This window comes from Burkholderia sp. AW33-5 (genome assembly GCF_053427615.1).
Genome location: NZ_JBSAXA010000006.1, coordinates 81209 through 96706, shown reverse-complemented (window position 1 = coordinate 96706; position 15498 = coordinate 81209). Strand labels below are relative to the sequence as shown.

At 69.8% G+C, this 15498-nt stretch carries 15 protein-coding genes; 5 read left to right on the top strand and 10 right to left on the bottom strand.

What is annotated here, in order from left to right; translation table 11 throughout:
- The first annotated feature begins 34 nt into the window (after window positions 1–34).
- Window positions 35–1024 carry a transcriptional regulator GcvA gene (locus ACV22V_RS13310; protein ID WP_448014161.1) on the top strand — a complete coding sequence of 330 codons (990 nt, stop codon included), beginning with the start codon at window positions 35–37 and terminating at the stop codon, window positions 1022–1024.
- Here the strand turns inward: ACV22V_RS13310 and ACV22V_RS13305 are convergent.
- The 10 genes from ACV22V_RS13305 to ACV22V_RS13260 all read right to left on the bottom strand — a co-directional run bounded on the left by ACV22V_RS13305 (window position 1008) and on the right by ACV22V_RS13260 (window position 10117).
- Entirely contained in the window at window positions 1008–1316 is a 309-nt protein-coding gene (locus ACV22V_RS13305; protein ID WP_059524041.1) for an HP0495 family protein, read from the bottom strand. The two genes, ACV22V_RS13310 and ACV22V_RS13305, sit on opposite strands and share 17 nt — an antisense overlap.
- Complete coding sequence (locus ACV22V_RS13300) at window positions 1316–2242, bottom strand: D-amino acid aminotransferase (RefSeq protein ID WP_448014159.1); 927 nt, start codon at window positions 2240–2242, stop codon at window positions 1316–1318. Before ACV22V_RS13300 ends, ACV22V_RS13305 begins: the two co-directional genes overlap by 1 nt.
- 48 nt (window positions 2243–2290) lie before the next feature.
- Window positions 2291–3607 carry a D-alanyl-D-alanine carboxypeptidase family protein gene (locus ACV22V_RS13295; protein WP_059703286.1) on the bottom strand — a complete coding sequence of 439 codons (1317 nt, stop codon included), beginning with the start codon at window positions 3605–3607 and terminating at the stop codon, window positions 2291–2293.
- A 483-nt stretch (window positions 3608–4090) separates the two neighbouring features.
- Window positions 4091–4735: an alpha/beta hydrolase gene (locus ACV22V_RS13290; RefSeq protein ID WP_448014157.1), complete on the bottom strand. Its 645-nt coding sequence runs from the start codon at window positions 4733–4735 to the stop codon at window positions 4091–4093.
- Window positions 4736–4748: 13 nt separating this feature from the next.
- Window positions 4749–5066 (bottom strand): (2Fe-2S) ferredoxin domain-containing protein, encoded by a 318-nt coding sequence (locus ACV22V_RS13285; RefSeq protein ID WP_011694422.1) that lies wholly within the window; start codon window positions 5064–5066, stop codon window positions 4749–4751.
- A 159-nt stretch (window positions 5067–5225) separates the two neighbouring features.
- Window positions 5226–6377, bottom strand: coding sequence for a VanZ family protein (locus ACV22V_RS13280; RefSeq protein WP_448014155.1), 1152 nt, complete (start codon window positions 6375–6377; stop codon window positions 5226–5228).
- A 19-nt stretch (window positions 6378–6396) separates the two neighbouring features.
- Complete coding sequence (locus ACV22V_RS13275) at window positions 6397–7044, bottom strand: ABC-type transport auxiliary lipoprotein family protein (RefSeq protein ID WP_448014153.1); 648 nt, start codon at window positions 7042–7044, stop codon at window positions 6397–6399.
- A gap of 47 nt (window positions 7045–7091) precedes the next feature.
- Window positions 7092–8024, bottom strand: coding sequence for an MlaD family protein (locus ACV22V_RS13270; RefSeq protein ID WP_059524000.1), 933 nt, complete (start codon window positions 8022–8024; stop codon window positions 7092–7094).
- Window positions 8025–8051: 27 nt separating this feature from the next.
- Entirely contained in the window at window positions 8052–8996 is a 945-nt protein-coding gene (locus tag ACV22V_RS13265; protein WP_448014151.1) for an ABC transporter ATP-binding protein, read from the bottom strand.
- Window positions 8993–10117 (bottom strand): MlaE family ABC transporter permease, encoded by a 1125-nt coding sequence (locus ACV22V_RS13260; protein WP_448014149.1) that lies wholly within the window; start codon window positions 10115–10117, stop codon window positions 8993–8995. Before ACV22V_RS13260 ends, ACV22V_RS13265 begins: the two co-directional genes overlap by 4 nt.
- A gap of 319 nt (window positions 10118–10436) precedes the next feature.
- On the opposite strand from ACV22V_RS13260, the gene ACV22V_RS13255 reads away from it, so the two are divergent.
- The 4 genes from ACV22V_RS13255 (at window position 10437) to ACV22V_RS13240 (ending at window position 15347) form a co-directional block, all read left to right on the top strand.
- Window positions 10437–12500, top strand: a complete 2064-nt coding sequence (locus ACV22V_RS13255; RefSeq protein WP_322039758.1) for a bifunctional 2',3'-cyclic-nucleotide 2'-phosphodiesterase/3'-nucleotidase — start codon at window positions 10437–10439, stop codon at window positions 12498–12500.
- Window positions 12501–12514: 14 nt separating this feature from the next.
- Entirely contained in the window at window positions 12515–13360 is an 846-nt protein-coding gene (locus ACV22V_RS13250; protein WP_448014147.1) for a tetratricopeptide repeat protein, read from the top strand.
- 281 nt (window positions 13361–13641) lie between these two features.
- Window positions 13642–14562 carry a biotin--[acetyl-CoA-carboxylase] ligase gene (locus ACV22V_RS13245; protein WP_448014146.1) on the top strand — a complete coding sequence of 307 codons (921 nt, stop codon included), beginning with the start codon at window positions 13642–13644 and terminating at the stop codon, window positions 14560–14562.
- Complete coding sequence (locus ACV22V_RS13240) at window positions 14559–15347, top strand: type III pantothenate kinase (RefSeq protein WP_059523989.1); 789 nt, start codon at window positions 14559–14561, stop codon at window positions 15345–15347. Before ACV22V_RS13245 ends, ACV22V_RS13240 begins: the two co-directional genes overlap by 4 nt.
- The last annotated feature ends 151 nt before the right edge of the window (window positions 15348–15498 follow it).

The window sequence follows — 15498 nt, the reverse complement described above, 5'->3', positions numbered from 1 at the left end:
CCAATTTTCACGTCGATGTGAGGAAAATTAGCAAATGGACCTCCGCCAGCTGCCTGCGCTGAACGCGATTCGCGCGTTCGAAGCCGCCGCCCGCCACGAGAATTTCTCCCGCGCCGCCGACGAGCTGTACGTCACGCACGGCGCGGTCAGCCACCAGGTTCGCGCGCTCGAGGAGGAGCTCGGCGTGCAGCTGTTCACGCGCAACGGCAAGCGGCTGTGCCTGACCGACGCCGGCATGCGCTACGCGCAGCAGGTCCGCACCGCGCTGATGGTGATCGCCGACGCGACCCGCGAGGTGCGCGCAAGCGACCGCGGGCGACGGCTGGTGGTGTCGATGCTGTCGTCGTTCGCCGCGCGCTTCATCACGCCGCGCATCGGCACGTTCATCGAGCGGCATCCGGAAATCGACGTCGAGCTGCAGTCGACCAACTCGCTCACCGATTTCGCGCGCGACGACGTCGACCTCGCGATCCGCTTCGGCTCGGGCACCTATCCGGGGCTGCACGTCGAGCCGCTGTTCGAGGAGGTGTTCTTTCCGGCGTGCTCGCCGACGCTGAACGGCGGCAACCTGCCGCGGACGCCCGCCGATCTCGTGCACTACAACCTGCTGCGCTCGGACGACGAGTTGTGGCGGCCGTGGTTCGACGCGGCCGGGCTCGATACGCTGACCGAGCCGAAACGGGGGATTCTGTACCAGGATTCGTCGAACCTGCTGCTGGCCGCGATCGACGGCCAGGGCATTGCGCTGGTGCGCCGCTCGCTCGCGGTGCACGACCTGCTGGACGGGCGCCTCGTGCGCCTGTTCGACATCGACGGGCAGAGCCCGTGGCACTATTTTTTCGTGTGTCCGCCGCCGCTTCTGAACACGCCGCGCGTGCAGGCGTTCAGGGCGTGGCTGCTTCAGGAAGTCGCCGAATACAAGCTGCTGTGCGACGAGCTGGACGCGCGGCGCGCGGCGGGGAAGACCCCCGCCGAGTGCGCGCAAGAAGGCGGATGGAAAACGGCGCTCAGAGCACGACCTTGACCATCGGATGGCCGGTCAGTGCACGGTAGATCGTGTCGAGCTGTTCCTGGCTCGTCGCGCGCACGGTGATCGTGAGGCCGGTGTAGTTGCCGCCGCTCGAGGCACGCTCCTCGATCTTCTCGACGTCGATCTCGTTGTCGTGGACGGCCACGACCTTGAAGATCGTGTCCTTGAACTCCGGGTGCGCCTTGCCCATGATCTTGATCGGGAAATCGCACGGAAACTCCAGCAGCGACTCCTTCCGGGTATCGATCGCGCCGGTGACCTCGATGGTTTTGGTCGGTTCGCTCATCATTTTCTCCGGGTTAGGTCAAACTGTTCAAACTCGCGTGCCTTCGCACGCTGGTACGCGTCGTACAACGCCGCGAACACGGGGCCCGGCTTGCCGCCCTGCACGGGCAGATCGTCGAGCGACGTGACGGGCAAAATCTCTTTCGTGGCCGACGTGATCATGATCTCGTCCGCCGAGCGCAGCTCGACCTCGCTGATTTCGCGCGCGACGAACCGAATGCCGCATTCCTCGGCCAGTTGCTCGACCAGCGCGTAGCGGATCCCTTCGAGGATCCTGTTGCTGCGCGGCGGCGCCATCAGCTCGCCGTTCTTCACGATCCACACGTTCGACGACGAACCTTCGGTCACGTTGTCGTCGCGCAGCTGAATCGTCTCGAACGCATCGCGTTCGGCCGCATGCTGCGCCATCAGCACGTTGCCGAGCAGCGAAATCGACTTGATGTCGCAATGCAGCCAGCGACGATCCTCGGCCGTCACGCAGCGCACGCCCCGCGCGCGCTCCTCGTCCGACGGCAGGCGCAGCGGGCTCGTCATCGCGAACACCGTCGGCACCGTGTTCGCCGGGAACGCGTGGCCGCGTTTGGCGACGCCGCGCGTGACCTGCAGGTAGACGAGCGCATTGCCGTCGCCGAGGCCTTCCGCGTTCGCGGCGACCACGCGCTCGATCAGCGCGCGCCAGCCGGCCGCGTCATGCGGATCGTCGATGCCGATCTTCTTCAGGCTGCGCGCGAGCCGTTCCAGATGCTGTTCGATCCGGAACGGCACGTGCGCGCCGTCGTGCGCATAAACGGGGACGACTTCATACACGCCATCGCCGAAGATGAACCCGCGGTCGAGCACCGGGACCCGGGCTTGCGACAACGGCACCAGCTCCTCCTGCGACGACACGCTGAGGTAGACGATCGGTTCGAATTCGGCTTGGCTCATGGCTATACCAGATGGGGATGAAGTCGTGAAAACAAAGGCCCGTCGCGCTTACTTCTTCTTGCTGAACATCAGCAGGATCGAGTCCCAGATACGACCGAAGATACCCGCTTCCGGCACCGCCTGCAGCGCGACGACCGGGAACTCCGACAGCGTCTTGCCGTCGGCGACGATCTTCACGGTACCGACCTGCTGGCCTTCCGCGAGCGGCGCGATCAGCGGCGCGTTGACCTCGACTTCAGGCTTGACCTTGTCGCCCAGGCCGCGCGGCACGGTCACCCACTGGTCGCCCTTCACGCCGACCTGCACGGTGTTTTCCTTGCCCTTGTAGATGCGCGGCGTCGACATCGCCTGGCCGCCCTTGAACAGGCGCACCGCGTCGAACGCGCTATAGCCGTAGTTCAGCATCTTCATGCTGTCCTGCGTGCGCTCGCTTTCCTTCTGCTCGCCCATCATCACCGACACGAGACGGCGCTGGCTGTCGACACCCGGGATCGCGCGCTTGGCCGACGCGATCAGGCAATAGCCGGCCGCTTGCGTATGGCCCGTCTTCAGGCCGTCGACCGTCGGATCCAGCCACAGCAGGCGGTTGCGGTTGCCCTGGCGGATGTTGTTGTACTTGAATTCCTTCTCCGAGAAGATGCTGTAGTACTGCGGAAAATCGCGGATCAGGTGCGCGGACAGCTTCGCGAGGTCGCCGGCCGTCGTGTAGTGGTTCGGGTCGGGCATGCCGTTCACGTCGGCGAAGTGCGTGCCCTTCATGCCGAGGCGCGCCGCCTCGTCGTTCATCAGCGTGACGAACTGCCCTTCGCTGCCGCCGACCAGTTCGGCCAGCGCGATCGCGGCGTCGTTGCCCGACTGGATGATCATCCCGTACACGAGGTCGTGCACCGACACCGGCTTGTTCGCCTCGATGAACATGCGCGACTCGTCGGTGCCGACACGGCGAACCGCAACGCTCGGCGTGACGATCTGCTCCATCGAGATCTTCTTCTTGTCGAGCGCTTCGAACACCAGGTAGGCCGTCATCAGCTTCGTCAGCGACGCGGGTTCGACGCGTTCGTCCGCGTTGCCCGATGCGAGCACGGTGTTGCTCGTCGCATCGACGAGCACCCACGAGCGCGCGTTCACGCCCGGCGGCGGCACCGCGCCCGGCATGAAGGTCGCGGGCGCGCCGGTGAACTGCTCGGTGGCGGCGGCCGGCGCGGCATGCGCGGCCTTGGCCTTGGCGGCCGGCTTCGCCTCGGCGACGACGATCGTCGACGCGAGTGCGACGGGCAGCATCACGCCCAGCGCGACGTTGCGCGCGGCGGTGCCGAAGGCGATGGAAGAAGCGAGGGACTTGAGGCCTTGGGGAGACAGACGCATGATCGATTCAGGCTGGTGGCAGAAAGTGCGGCGCGAAACGCGCAGGGGTTGAACGGCAAGGCGGCGAGCGTTCCGGCGTTCGTCCGACTGCGTCGGACGGCGCGAAACGCGCCGGTTGGACTCGTGCGGACGCGTTCGGTTCGCGGCCGTCGCGAGCGGGCGGACAGGCGGCGAAACGAGCGCCGCATGGGCCCGGCCGGGCCGCGGGCGACGCGAAATGCGGCCATTATACGTGGCCGCGAACGGCGTTTTCGCGAACCAGGGCTCATGCGGCCACACACAGGCTTCGGGAGGATAGCGCGGCTTCGCTGCGGAGAATCGTGCTCGAAGCCGCGCGAAAGGCGTGCGCAGGCGCCGTGCAAGCCGGATTGCGCCGCGCTGGAGCGGGCATCTGCGATCGCGTCGGGACACGATGCGGCGCGATGTCGCGCGCGGCGACATCGCGGTCGTGCGGCAGCGGCGCCGCACGCCGGGTTCAGCGGATCAACGCCACGCGTCGACGATGATGCGCTTCAGCACGTGCAGCTTGCGATGCAGGAAATGCTCGGCACCGGGGATCACGACGACCGGCAGTTCCTGCGGCCGCGCCCAGTCGTAGACCGAACCGATCGGCACCGTGTCGTCGGTTTCGCCGTGGATCACGAGCGTGTTCTCCGGCACGTCGGCGACCTGCCAGCGGCTCGCGGCCGTGCCGACGAACACCATCCGCTCGATCGTCTCGCCCGCGTCGCGCAACCGCTTCGCGACGTGCGACAGCACGAAGGTGCCGAACGAGAAGCCCGCGAGCACGAGCGGCAGGTCCGCATAGGCGGGCTGCGCGCGCATGTGCGCGAGCACGGCGAGCAGGTCGTCTGCCTCGCCGACGCCGTTGTCGTGCACGCCCTCGGTCGCGCCGACGCCGCGGAAATTCGACCGGTACACCACGTAGTCGAGCTGGACCAGCGTGCGCGCGAGCGTTTGCGCGACCTTGTTGTCCATCGTGCCGCCGAACAGCGGATGCGGGTGCGCGACGAGCGCGATGCCGCGCGGCGCGGCGCCGCCCTCGCGCACGGCGTCGGGCAGGTCGACCGCGATTTCGATCTGCCCGATCGGGCCGGGAATCAGCGACTTCTGCGTATGAACGTTCATTCGGCCGGCCCGCTCAGATCTTCAGGCGGTCGACGACCTTGCCGTCGCGCAGGTGCGATTCGACGATCTCGTCGATGTCGGCCTGGTCGACGTACGTGTACCACGTGCCTTCCGGATACACGACCATCACGGGCCCTTCCTCGCAGCGGTCGAGGCAACCGGCCTTGTTGATGCGCACCTTGCCCGGCCCCGCGAGGCCGAGTTCCTTCACGCGCTTTTTCGCGTACTCCTGCATGGTCTGCGCGTCGCATTGCGCGCAGCTCGGACGCTCGGCGCCCGGTTCGCGCTGGTTCAGGCAGAAGAAGACGTGGTGCTGGTAGTAGGAATCCATGATGATGACGTGCGGCCCGGCGCGGCGCCGGGCGGAAAGAAGGGGCGATTGCCGTTGCGCGCGGCAACGGATGTGCGGACGATTATAGCGATCGGCGCGCGCGGCTGCCCGCGACCGGACGAGGCGCGGCCGCGCCGCCCCGTTGCCGCTCCCGCCGCGTCAGCGCCGCCGCGCGGCCGGCAGCCACGCGTGCTCGACCCGCTGGCCGAGCCAGATCAGCGCCGCGTAGGGCCAGATCCATGCGAGCCAGCGCGCGATGCTGTTGAAGTGCACGTAGCGGCCCTGCCGCCAGCCCGACAATGTGAAGTCGAAGAACGGGTTGACGGGCAGCAGGTTGACGAGCGCCACACCGGCCAGCAGCGCGAGCGCCGCGAGCAGCGCGCGCCACGCGGCCGGCACGCGCAATGCGAGCAGCGCCGCCGCGAAGCCGAGCTCGATGCCGAGCCGCGCGCCGGGCGTCGCCCACACGACGACGAGGCCGGTGCTCGACTGCATGAAGGTCGCGGCCGCCTTCAGCGCGAGCGTCGCGGCGACGAACGCGATCAGGAGCCGCACGCGCGGCGCGCGGGCGCGCATCGCGAGCGACGCGATCGCCAGCGCGGCGAACAGCATCAACCCGCCGAGGGCGGCTTCCCACGCGGAATCGGACAGCCAACCGTCGACGCGCTCGGGCCATTCGTTCACTCGCCACGCGGCCGGCAGCCATGCGAGCAGCGCGTCCTGCATCGAGCCGTCGGCGCGCTCCCACAGCGCGGCCGGCCAGTCGCCGATGCCGAACAGGAACGGCGACGGAAACAGGATCGCGAACGGCCACAGCGCGGCAAGCAGCAGCGGCGTCGCGCCGTCGGCCTCGAACCACGCGAAGCGCAGCCGGCGCAATGCGCCGCGGTCGAGCAGCGCGCCGGTGGCCGGTGCCGCGAGCGCCGCGCCGAGCAGCGCGCCGAGCGCGTTGGCCGCGAGGTCGAGATTCGACGCGACGCGCGTCGGCAGGTAGGTCTGCAGCGCCTCCATCGATCCCGACAGCAGCACGCCGAGGCCGCCCACGATCAGCGTCGCGGCCACGCCGCGCCAGCGCGGATGCAGCGCGAGCACGCCGAGTGCGCCGAACGGCATGTAGCCGAGCACGTTGGTGACCACGTCGAACGCGGTCACATAACGCTGCATCGGCGCGAACAGGTAGTCGAACGGCCCGATGCCGAGCGATACCCAGCCGTCGAACGGATACAGCGATGCATAGACGATGAGCGCCGCATACGCGGCGAACGCCTGCCGCGCCAGCGACGACGCGCGCGACGTGCCCGGCGCGCTCATCGCGGCTGCGCGCGCTGCGTCACGGGTTGCCCGCGTACGCCTGCACGCCGACCCACGCCGCGATCTGCGACACGAGCTCGTCGCTCGCGGCCGCGAGCGCGCGCGCGCCGCCGGCCGCGTCGGGCGTGCTCGACGGCGCGCGCGCGACGAACGTGCGCTGGCCGAGCACCTTGCCGTCCTGCATCAGCGTCGCGCGCGCGGTGACCGCGCCGTGGCTCTGCGACTGCCCGTCGAACACCTGCTCGAATTCGTTCAGGTCGACCTTCAGCGTCGGCGCGCGCACGCCGTCGGAGCCTTCGAGCACCGCGCCGCGCGACGACAGCGCGCCGCGCAGCCGCTGCGTGAGCAATTGCGCGGGCGACGCGGTCCAGCGGCTGTCGCGATAGACGGCCGTGCGCTGCGCATCCGCGTACGCGAGGCGATAGACGAATTTGTCCGTGTCGAGCGCGTCGGGCGCGGCGACGTCGAGCACCTTCAGCGCGGGGCCCGTGCCGGCCGTGCCGGCCGTGACGGCCGATGCGGCCGGCCCGAGGTCGTAGCGGACGTTCGACAGCGCCGCGCCGTTGCCGGCGCAGCCGGTGGCGAACACGAGCGTCAGCATCGCGAGCGCGGTCGCGGCGGGACGCAGCGCGCGATCAAGGATTCGTGGCATGGCATGTTCCTGCATGATGTTTCCGGTTTCGATGACGTCGTGGCCCGGGCTGGCGATCGGCTTCATTTCCCGGCGGCCCCTGCCCCCGGCCAGACGAAGCCCGCCTCGCCGGGGCCGGGCGCGGAGCCGGGCGAACCGAACAACAGACTGCTCGGGTTGCGGCCGAGTTCACCGGCGACGTCCTTCAACTGCCGCGACGCATCGCCGACACTGCCGGCCAGCACGTTGAACCGCGGCAGCGTGTCGTACTGGACCCGCGCGTTCAGGTCGTTCAGTGCGACGCCGACCTGCTCGGCAGCCGAGCCGGCCTTGTTCAGGTTCGCCACGAGCGGCCCGTTCGGCTGCAGCAGCGTGTTCGCCGACGCCATCGCGCGATCGACCTGATGCATCGTTTCCGGCAGCGCGGCCACCGCCGGCGCGAGCTGCTTCGACAGCGTCGTCGCGCCGTCCGCCGCGTGCTGCAGGCTTTCGGCCGTCGCGCGCAGCTGCTCGCGCATCTCCGGCGACATCAGCGCGTTCGCGCTTTTCGCCGCCAGTTCGAGCTGCCGCAGCAGCACGTCGCCGCGCTCCTGGATCTGGTCGAACAGGCTCGGCCGCATCGGGATCTGCGCGATCGCCTTCGGCGACGACGGCAGCGGCGCCAGATCGCGGCCCGTGTCCTCGAGCTGCACGAACGCGATGCCCGTCACGCCCTGGAAGCCGAGGCTGCCGTAGGTCGACTGCGTGATCGGCGCGTCATGGTCGACGAGGATCCGGATCCGGATCTGGCCCGGATGCGAGCGGTCGAAGCCGATCGACTGCACCTTGCCGACGTCGAGGCCGCGAAAGCGCACGGCCGCATCGGGGAACAGGCCCGTCACGTTGGTGCGCGCGAGCAGGTCGTACGGCACGCGCACGGTGCGATCGACGTTGAACCAGAACACGGTGCCCGCGATCGCCAGCGTCAGCGCGATCGTGAACAGGCCGGCCCAGAACGCATGTGATTTGTTTTCCATTCGCGGGTTCCTTGCTTCTTGCCTTGCTTACAACTCGACGCTCGACAGCGCCGGTTCGAGGGCCGCCTTCGGCAGCTTCGCGCGCCGCTCGGGCGGCAGCGCCTGCAGTGCGCGGCGCCCGCGCAGCCCCAGGAAATATTCGTGGATGAACGGATGGTCGACGTTCGCGGCCTCCTCGACCGGCGCCGCCACAAGCACCTTGCGATCGGCCAGCACCGCGACGCGCGTCGACAACGCAACCATCGTGTCGAGATCGTGCGTCACCATCACGACGGTCAGCCCGAGCGTGCGGTGCAGCGTCGCGATCAGCTCGACGAATTCGTCGGACGCCTGCGGGTCGAGCCCGGCGGTCGGCTCGTCGAGGAACAGCAGCTCGGGCTCGAGCGCGATCGCGCGCGCGATGCCGACCCGCTTCACCATCCCGCCCGACAGCGCGGCCGGCATCTTCGACGCGTGCTTGCACGGCAGCCCGACCATCTCGAGCTTCAGCATCACGATGTCGTGCAGCAGGTCGGGCGGTACACGGCCGAGCTCGCGCAGCGGCTGCGCGACGTTGTCGAACACCGTCATCGACGAGAACAGCGCGCCCTGCTGGAACAGCATCCCCGAACGCGTGCGCATCATCCGCGCGCTCGCGTCGTCGATCTTCGACGTGTCTTCGCCGAACACCTTGATCGTGCCCGACGTCGGCCGCTCGAGGCCGAGGATCTGCCGCACGAGCGTCGTCTTGCCCGAGCCCGAGCCACCGACGATCGCGACGATCTCGCCGCGCCGCACGTCGAAATCGAGCTTCTGGTGAATGATGTTGCGCCCGTAGCGCTTCGTCAGGTTGCGCACCTCGATCACGAGGTCGTCGCCGTGCGCGGCGGCCGCCGGCGGCATGCCGACCGATCCCGCGCCGACTGCCGCGGCATGTGCGCTGGCGGCATCGGCCGGCACGGCACCGGCCGCCGGTTGTTTCGACGCGTTCATCCGAGCCCCACGTTCTGGAACAGGATCGCGAACACCGCGTCGGCGAGGATCACGACCGTGATCGACGACACGACCGACGTCGTCGTGCCTTCGCCGAGGCTTTGCGAGTTCGCCTTGATCCTGAAGCCGAAATGACATGCGACCAGCGCGATCAGCATGCCGAACACGACGCCCTTGCCGAGGCCGATGTACAGGTTCGCGATCGGCACGACGCCCGGCAGCGAGCGCACGAAATAGTTGACGTCGATCCCGAGCACGAACTTCGCGGCGAGCGCGCCGCCCGTCAGCGCGACGATGTTGGTCCACATCACCAGCAGCGGCATCGCGACGCCGAGCGCGAGCACGCGCGGCAGGATCAGCCGCAGCCCGTGCGGAATGCCCATCACGCGCATCGCGTCGAGCTCCTCGGTCACGCGCATCACGCCGATCTGCGCGGTGATCGCCGAGCCCGAGCGGCCCGCGACGAGGATCGCCGACAGCACGGGCCCGAGTTCGCGAATCACCGACAGCCCGAGGATGTTCACGATGTAGCGGTTCGCGCCGAACATCTGCAGCTGCTGCGCGGACAGATAGCTGAGCACGATGCCGATCAGGAATGCGACCAGCGCGGTGATCGGCAGCGCCTGCGCGCCGGCGCTGTAGATGTTCGCCGAGGTTTCCTTCCACGGCATCGTCTGCGGCCGGCGCAGCACCGACAGCACGTCGAGGATCACGAGGCCGAACATCGCGATGCCGCCCTGCAGGTGTTCGCCGAACGCGAAGATCGCCTGGCCGAGGCGCGTGACGGGATCGAAGCGCACGACGCGCTCGGGCGCCTCGCGCTGGCTGTCGAGACGCTCGATCCGCTCGAAGATCGTGCGCTGCGTGGCGGTCAGCTCGACGCCGGCCGGCAGCTTGCGGCCCCATACGCGCCACAGCGCCTGGCCGCCGACGTGATCGAGCCGCTCGATGCCGGACAGATCCCATTCGCTCACGCGCCCGGACGCGATGCCCGCGACGCGGCGCGCGACCTCGCCGCGATTGCGCGCGAGCGCGAGCGCGGTCCACTGGCCGGTCAGGCGCACCGTCTGGCCCTGGCCGCCGGCGTCGACCGACAGGCCGGGAGGTGTGTCGAAGTCCAAGGGCGGGTTGTTTGCAAAAGGATGACAGCGGCCATTGTATCGAACCGTCCGGCGCCGCGACGTGAGGATTGCCGTCGGGGCGCGCAGCCGGGCGCGCCCGGCGCCGACGCCGGGCCAAAGGCGCCTCGTCGAGGGCGGCCGGCCCGTCACGGCGCGGCGTTCGCCGCCGCAGCGGCGTGCCGGGCACGCGACCTTTCATTCTTCCGTCACGTTTCCTTTCGATACTCTCACGCGCCGCACGTCAGGCCGTCGGCGCCCGCGCCGTCATTTCGCTGCGCTCCTCGCGATTCATAGAACAGAACACCAAACAGGACAATCGATGCGTCTCCCCCCGCTTTCCCGCCGCCGCGTGACCGCCGCCGCCGCGCTCGCCAGCCTCGCCTTCGCCCTCGCCGGTTGCGGCGGCGACGACGTCACCGCTCCGCCGTCGTCGCAGACGCAGGCGCCCGCCGGCACGACGGCCACGCTCGCGCTGCTCGAAACGACCGACCTGCACACCAACGTGCTGTCGTACGACTATTTCAAGCTCGCCGCCGACAAATCGCTCGGCTTCGAGCGCGTGTCGACGCTGATCGCGCAGGCGCGCGCGCAGTACCCGAACACGCTGCTGCTCGACAACGGCGACACGATCCAGGGCACCGCGCTGTCGGATTACCAGGCGCTCGTGAACCCGATCGGCTGCGACCAGACGCTCGCGATCTACAAGGTGATGAACGCGGCGAAGTTCGACGGCGGCGGGATCGGCAATCATGAGTTCAACTACGGGCTGCCGTACCTGTCGCAGGTGACCGGCAACACGTTCGACGTCGACGGGCTGCCGGCCCCCGCGCAGCAGAAGAAGTGCGCGGGCCCGAACTTCCCGCAGGTGCTCGCGAACGTGATCAGCGCGCGGACCAACGCGCCGCTGTTCACGCCGTACACGATCCTGACCCGCACCGTGACGGCCGTCGCGCCCGACGGCAAGACCGTCAGCGCGCCGGTGAAGATCGGCATCATCGGCTTCACGCCGCCCGCGATCATGAGCTGGGACAAGCGCTGGCTCGACGGCAAGGTCTACACGACCGGCCTGAAAGAAGCGGCCGAGAAGTACATTCCGGAGATGCGCGCGAAGGGCGCCGATCTCGTCGTCGCGATCTCGCACGGCGGCCTCGACAATGCCGCGTATTCGCCGACCATGGAAAACGGCAGCTGGTGGCTGTCGACGGTGCCCGGCATCGACGCGATGCTGATCGGCCACTCGCACCAGGTGTTCCCGGACGCGAACAGCACCGTGGCGCAGTTCAACCTGCCGGGCGTCGACAAGGCGAAGGGCACCGTCAACGGCGTGCCGACCGTGATGGCCAACTACTGGGGCAAGCATCTCGGCGTGATCAAGCTCGGCCTGAAGTTCGACGGCAAGACGTGGAGCGTCGACAAGTCGCTGACGACCGTCGAGGCGCGGCCGATCCAGAACGCGGACAAGAGCTACGTCGCCGCCGATCCGTCGGTGTCCGCCGCGATCGCCGCCGAACACCAGGCGACGATCGACTACGTGAAGACGCCGATCGGCTCGACCGACTACCGGATGAACTCGTACTTCGCGGACGTCGGCGATCCGGGCGCGATCCAGATCGTCAACGAGGCGCAGGCCGATTACGTGAAGACCTACGTGCAGGCGAACCTGCCGCAATACGCGTCGCTGCCGGTGCTGTCGGTCAGCGCGCCGTTCAAGAGCGGCTTCGGCGGCGGCAGCGACTACACGGACGTCGCGCCCGGCGCGCTCGCGATCAACAACGCGGCCGACCTGTACCTGTATCCGAACACCGTGTACGCGGTGAAGGTGAGCGGCAGCGACGTGAAGAACTGGCTCGAGACGGCCGCGAAGCGCTTCAACACGATCGATCCGACCAAGGCGACCGTGCAGCCGCTCGTCAGCAGCTTCCCCGGCTACAACTTCGACATGTTCACGTCCGCGGATCTGGCGTACGAGATCGACGTCACGCAGCCGGTCGGCAGCCGGATCAGGAACCTGACGTACAAGGGCGCGCCGATCGACCCGAACGCGCAGTTCATCGTCGCGACCAACAACTACCGCGCGAGCGGCGGCGGCAACTTCCCGGGCCTCGACGGCAGCAAGACGATCTTCGCGTCGCCCGACGCGAACCGCGACGTGCTGATCGCGTTCATCAAGAAGCGCGGCGCGATCACGCGCGCGGCGGACGGCGCGCAGCGCAGCTGGCGCTTCACGAAGCTGGCGAGTTCGGTCGCGCACGTGCAGTTCACGTCCGCGCCGAACCGGCTCGGCGACGCGGCGGCAGCCGGCCTGACCGGCCTCACGCAGGTCGCGGCCGACGACGGCTCGGGCAAGAACCTCGCCATCTACGAGATCGACCTCACGCAATGACCACGAGACCTGCGATGCAACCGATCCGGACGATGCGGCCCGCCGAGGCCGGCTTCGCCGCCGCCGCGCGGCGCCTGCTGCGCGCGAAACTCCCGCCGGCCGCGCTGCTCGCGGCGGCGGCCGTGACCGTTGCGGCCGTCGTCGCGGCGACGGGCTGGCGCGCCGCCGGCCCCGCGCCGAGCGCCGCGCAGCTCGACGAATGGCAGGCGATGGTCGCGCAGGCCGTCGAGCCGCACGCGCTCGCGCAATTGCGCACCCTCGCGCGGCGCGGCTCGGGCGACGCGCAGGCGGCGCTCGGCATCGCGCTCGTCGATGCGCGCGAGCCGGGGCTGCGCGACGAGGGACGCGGCTGGCTCGAAACCGCCGCGCAGGCGGACGCGAAAGCCGACACGCCGGCCGCGCGGCGTGCGCAACTGGCGCTCGGCAAGGCGCTGCTGCTCGGCAGCGGCGACCTTCCGAAGGACTACGCACGCGCCCGCACGCTGCTCGGCGAAGCGGCCGGACACGGCGATCCGGCCGCCGCGTATTACCTCGGGCTGATCTATCGCAGCGGCTACGGCATCGCTGCCGACCCGGTGCAGGCCGCACACTGGTTCGGGATCGCGTCGCGCGCGGACATCCCGGCCGCGGATTTCATGCTCGCGAACGCGTACCGCGAAGGCAGCGGCGTGCCGCGCGACGAAGCGCGCGCGCTCGCGCTGTATCGCCGTGCGGCGGAACACGAGCTGCCGGAAGCCGTGCAAACGCTCGCGATGGCCTATCGCAACGGCGAGCTGGGGCTCAAGCCCGACGCGGACGAATTCCATGCGCAGTGGATCGAGACCGCGCATGCGTTGAAGCATCCGGTCGTCGCGCCGTGACGGTGCGTCGGCCGCGCCGGCGCGAACGCGGCGGCGGAGCGAGCTGACGCCCCGCGCATCGACCGCCCGCAACGGGAATCGTCCCGCCACGCCGGCCCTGAAGGGCAGGAGCCTGCCCGCGAAAACGTCCGAAGAGGGTGTCAAGGCGCTGGTGCAGATCGAGAAGCACCGAGCCGCGCGGGCGGCGGCTTTGCGCAGGTCGCGTGCGGGCCGCCGCCCCGGCCCCGCCTGTCGTGCGCGCCGCCCGTCACGCACGGCCCCCTGTCGCTACAATAGGCGCCATGAATGCCCCCACCTCCTCCGACACGCCCGATTCCGGCGACGCGCACATCGCGCGCAACCGGCTCGAGGCGCACCTGGACGCCGCGCCGCGCGCGTGGCCGCTCGACATCGTCGCCGCCACCGGCTCGACCAACGCCGACGTCGCGACGCGCCTCAAGGCGCTGCCGCGCACCGCGAACGCGCTGCCCGCGCCGCTCGTGCGCGTCGCGTTCGAGCAGACGGCGGGCCGCGGCCGGCAAGGCCGTCCCTGGTTCGCGCAGCCCGGCAACGCGCTGCTCTGCTCGGTCGGCTGCATCGTGCCGCGCCCCGTCGACGCGCTGGGCGGCCTCAGCATCGCGATCGGCGTTGCGCTCGCGGAAGGGCTCGCCACGCTGCCGCTCGACGCCCGCACGCGCGTCGCGCTCAAATGGCCGAACGACCTGCTGCTGACGACCGCCGCCGACGGCACGTCGCGCATCGTCGGCAAGCTTGCCGGGATCCTGATCGAAACCGTCTGGACCACCGCCGACGCGACCGCCGTCGTGATCGGCTTCGGCATCAACGTGCGCGGCGCGGAAGCCGTCGCCGCGCAGGTCGATGCGCTGCGTGCGCGCGAAGCGACGCTCGCGAGCGGGCTGCCGCCGGCGGCGCTGTCGGCCGCGTGCGCATCGGCGAACCTCACCGATACGCTCGCCGCGGCGCTGAACGCGCTCACGCCCGCACTCGCGCAGTTCGGCGCCGACGGGCTCGCGCCGTTCCTGCCGCGCTGGCACGCGCTGCACGCATACGCGGGGCGCGAAGTCGTGCTGCTCGAACAGGGCGTCGAACGCGTGCGCGGCATCGCGACGGGCATCGACGCGACCGGCCAACTGCTGCTCGACACGCCCGACGGCATCCAGGCGATCGCGGCCGGCGACATATCGCTGCGCGAAGCGCAATGAACGAACCGCACCTGCTGATCGACGCCGGCAACAGCCGGATCAAGTGGGCGCTCGCCGACGCGCAGCGCACGCTCGTCGACACCGGCGCGTTCGGCCATACGCGCGACGGCGGTGCCGATCCCGACTGGTCGGCCCTGCCGCGTCCGCATGGCGCATGGATCTCGAACGTCGCGGGCGCCGATGTGGCCGCGCGGCTCGACGCGCTGCTTGACGCCCGTTGGCCGGGCCTGGCGCGCACGACGATCCGCTCGCGGCCCGCGCAATGCGGCGTGACGAACGGCTATACGACGCCCGAGCAGCTCGGCAGCGATCGCTGGGCCGGCCTGATCGGCGCACGGGCGGCGTTTCCGGGCGAGCATCTGCTGATCGCGACGTTCGGCACGGCGACGACGCTCGAAGCGCTGCGCGCGGACGGCCGTTTCACCGGTGGGCTGATCGCGCCGGGCTGGGCGCTGATGATGCGCGCGCTCGGCACGCACACCGCGCAGCTGCCGACGCTGACCACCGACATCGCGAGCGGGCTGCTCGCGGGCGCGCAGGCCGAGCCGTTCCAGGTCGATACGCCGCGCTCGCTGTCGGCGGGCTGCCTGTACGCGCAGGCGGGGCTGATCGAGCGCGCATGGCGCGATCTCGCCGATGCGTGGCAGGCACCGGTGCGGCTCGTGCTGGCAGGCGGCGCGGCGGACGATGTCGCGCGCGCGCTGACGCTGCCGCATACGCGGCACGACGCGCTGATCCTGTCGGGGCTTGCGTTGATCGCCGCGGACGCGGCGGCGCGGAACTGACGGAAACCGGTCGGCATCGCGCCGGCCGCGTCGACGCAGGCCCGAGTGCGGGCTTCGTCACGGTGGGGATGGAAAACGGGCGCCGGCGCGTGCGCCCGTGCAGACAGCCGGCCGCACGTGCATGCGGCCCGAGCGAACGGTTGAACGACTG

What these genes read in the sequence shown, in the direction of transcription:
- ACV22V_RS13310 (WP_448014161.1), top strand. Translation starts at nt 35, where the DNA reads ATGGACCTCCGCCAGCTGCCTGCGCTGAACGCGATTCGCGCGTTCGAA.
- ACV22V_RS13305 (WP_059524041.1), bottom strand. Translation starts at nt 1,316, where the DNA reads ATGAGCGAACCGACCAAAACCATCGAGGTCACCGGCGCGATCGATACC.
- ACV22V_RS13300 (WP_448014159.1), bottom strand. Translation starts at nt 2,242, where the DNA reads ATGAGCCAAGCCGAATTCGAACCGATCGTCTACCTCAGCGTGTCGTCG.
- ACV22V_RS13295 (WP_059703286.1), bottom strand. Translation starts at nt 3,607, where the DNA reads ATGCGTCTGTCTCCCCAAGGCCTCAAGTCCCTCGCTTCTTCCATCGCC.
- ACV22V_RS13290 (WP_448014157.1), bottom strand. Translation starts at nt 4,735, where the DNA reads ATGAACGTTCATACGCAGAAGTCGCTGATTCCCGGCCCGATCGGGCAG.
- ACV22V_RS13285 (WP_011694422.1), bottom strand. Translation starts at nt 5,066, where the DNA reads ATGGATTCCTACTACCAGCACCACGTCTTCTTCTGCCTGAACCAGCGC.
- ACV22V_RS13280 (WP_448014155.1), bottom strand. Translation starts at nt 6,377, where the DNA reads ATGAGCGCGCCGGGCACGTCGCGCGCGTCGTCGCTGGCGCGGCAGGCG.
- ACV22V_RS13275 (WP_448014153.1), bottom strand. Translation starts at nt 7,044, where the DNA reads ATGCAGGAACATGCCATGCCACGAATCCTTGATCGCGCGCTGCGTCCC.
- ACV22V_RS13270 (WP_059524000.1), bottom strand. Translation starts at nt 8,024, where the DNA reads ATGGAAAACAAATCACATGCGTTCTGGGCCGGCCTGTTCACGATCGCG.
- ACV22V_RS13265 (WP_448014151.1), bottom strand. Translation starts at nt 8,996, where the DNA reads ATGAACGCGTCGAAACAACCGGCGGCCGGTGCCGTGCCGGCCGATGCC.
- ACV22V_RS13255 (WP_322039758.1), top strand. Translation starts at nt 10,437, where the DNA reads ATGCGTCTCCCCCCGCTTTCCCGCCGCCGCGTGACCGCCGCCGCCGCG.
- ACV22V_RS13250 (WP_448014147.1), top strand. Translation starts at nt 12,515, where the DNA reads ATGCAACCGATCCGGACGATGCGGCCCGCCGAGGCCGGCTTCGCCGCC.
- ACV22V_RS13245 (WP_448014146.1), top strand. Translation starts at nt 13,642, where the DNA reads ATGAATGCCCCCACCTCCTCCGACACGCCCGATTCCGGCGACGCGCAC.
- ACV22V_RS13240 (WP_059523989.1), top strand. Translation starts at nt 14,559, where the DNA reads ATGAACGAACCGCACCTGCTGATCGACGCCGGCAACAGCCGGATCAAG.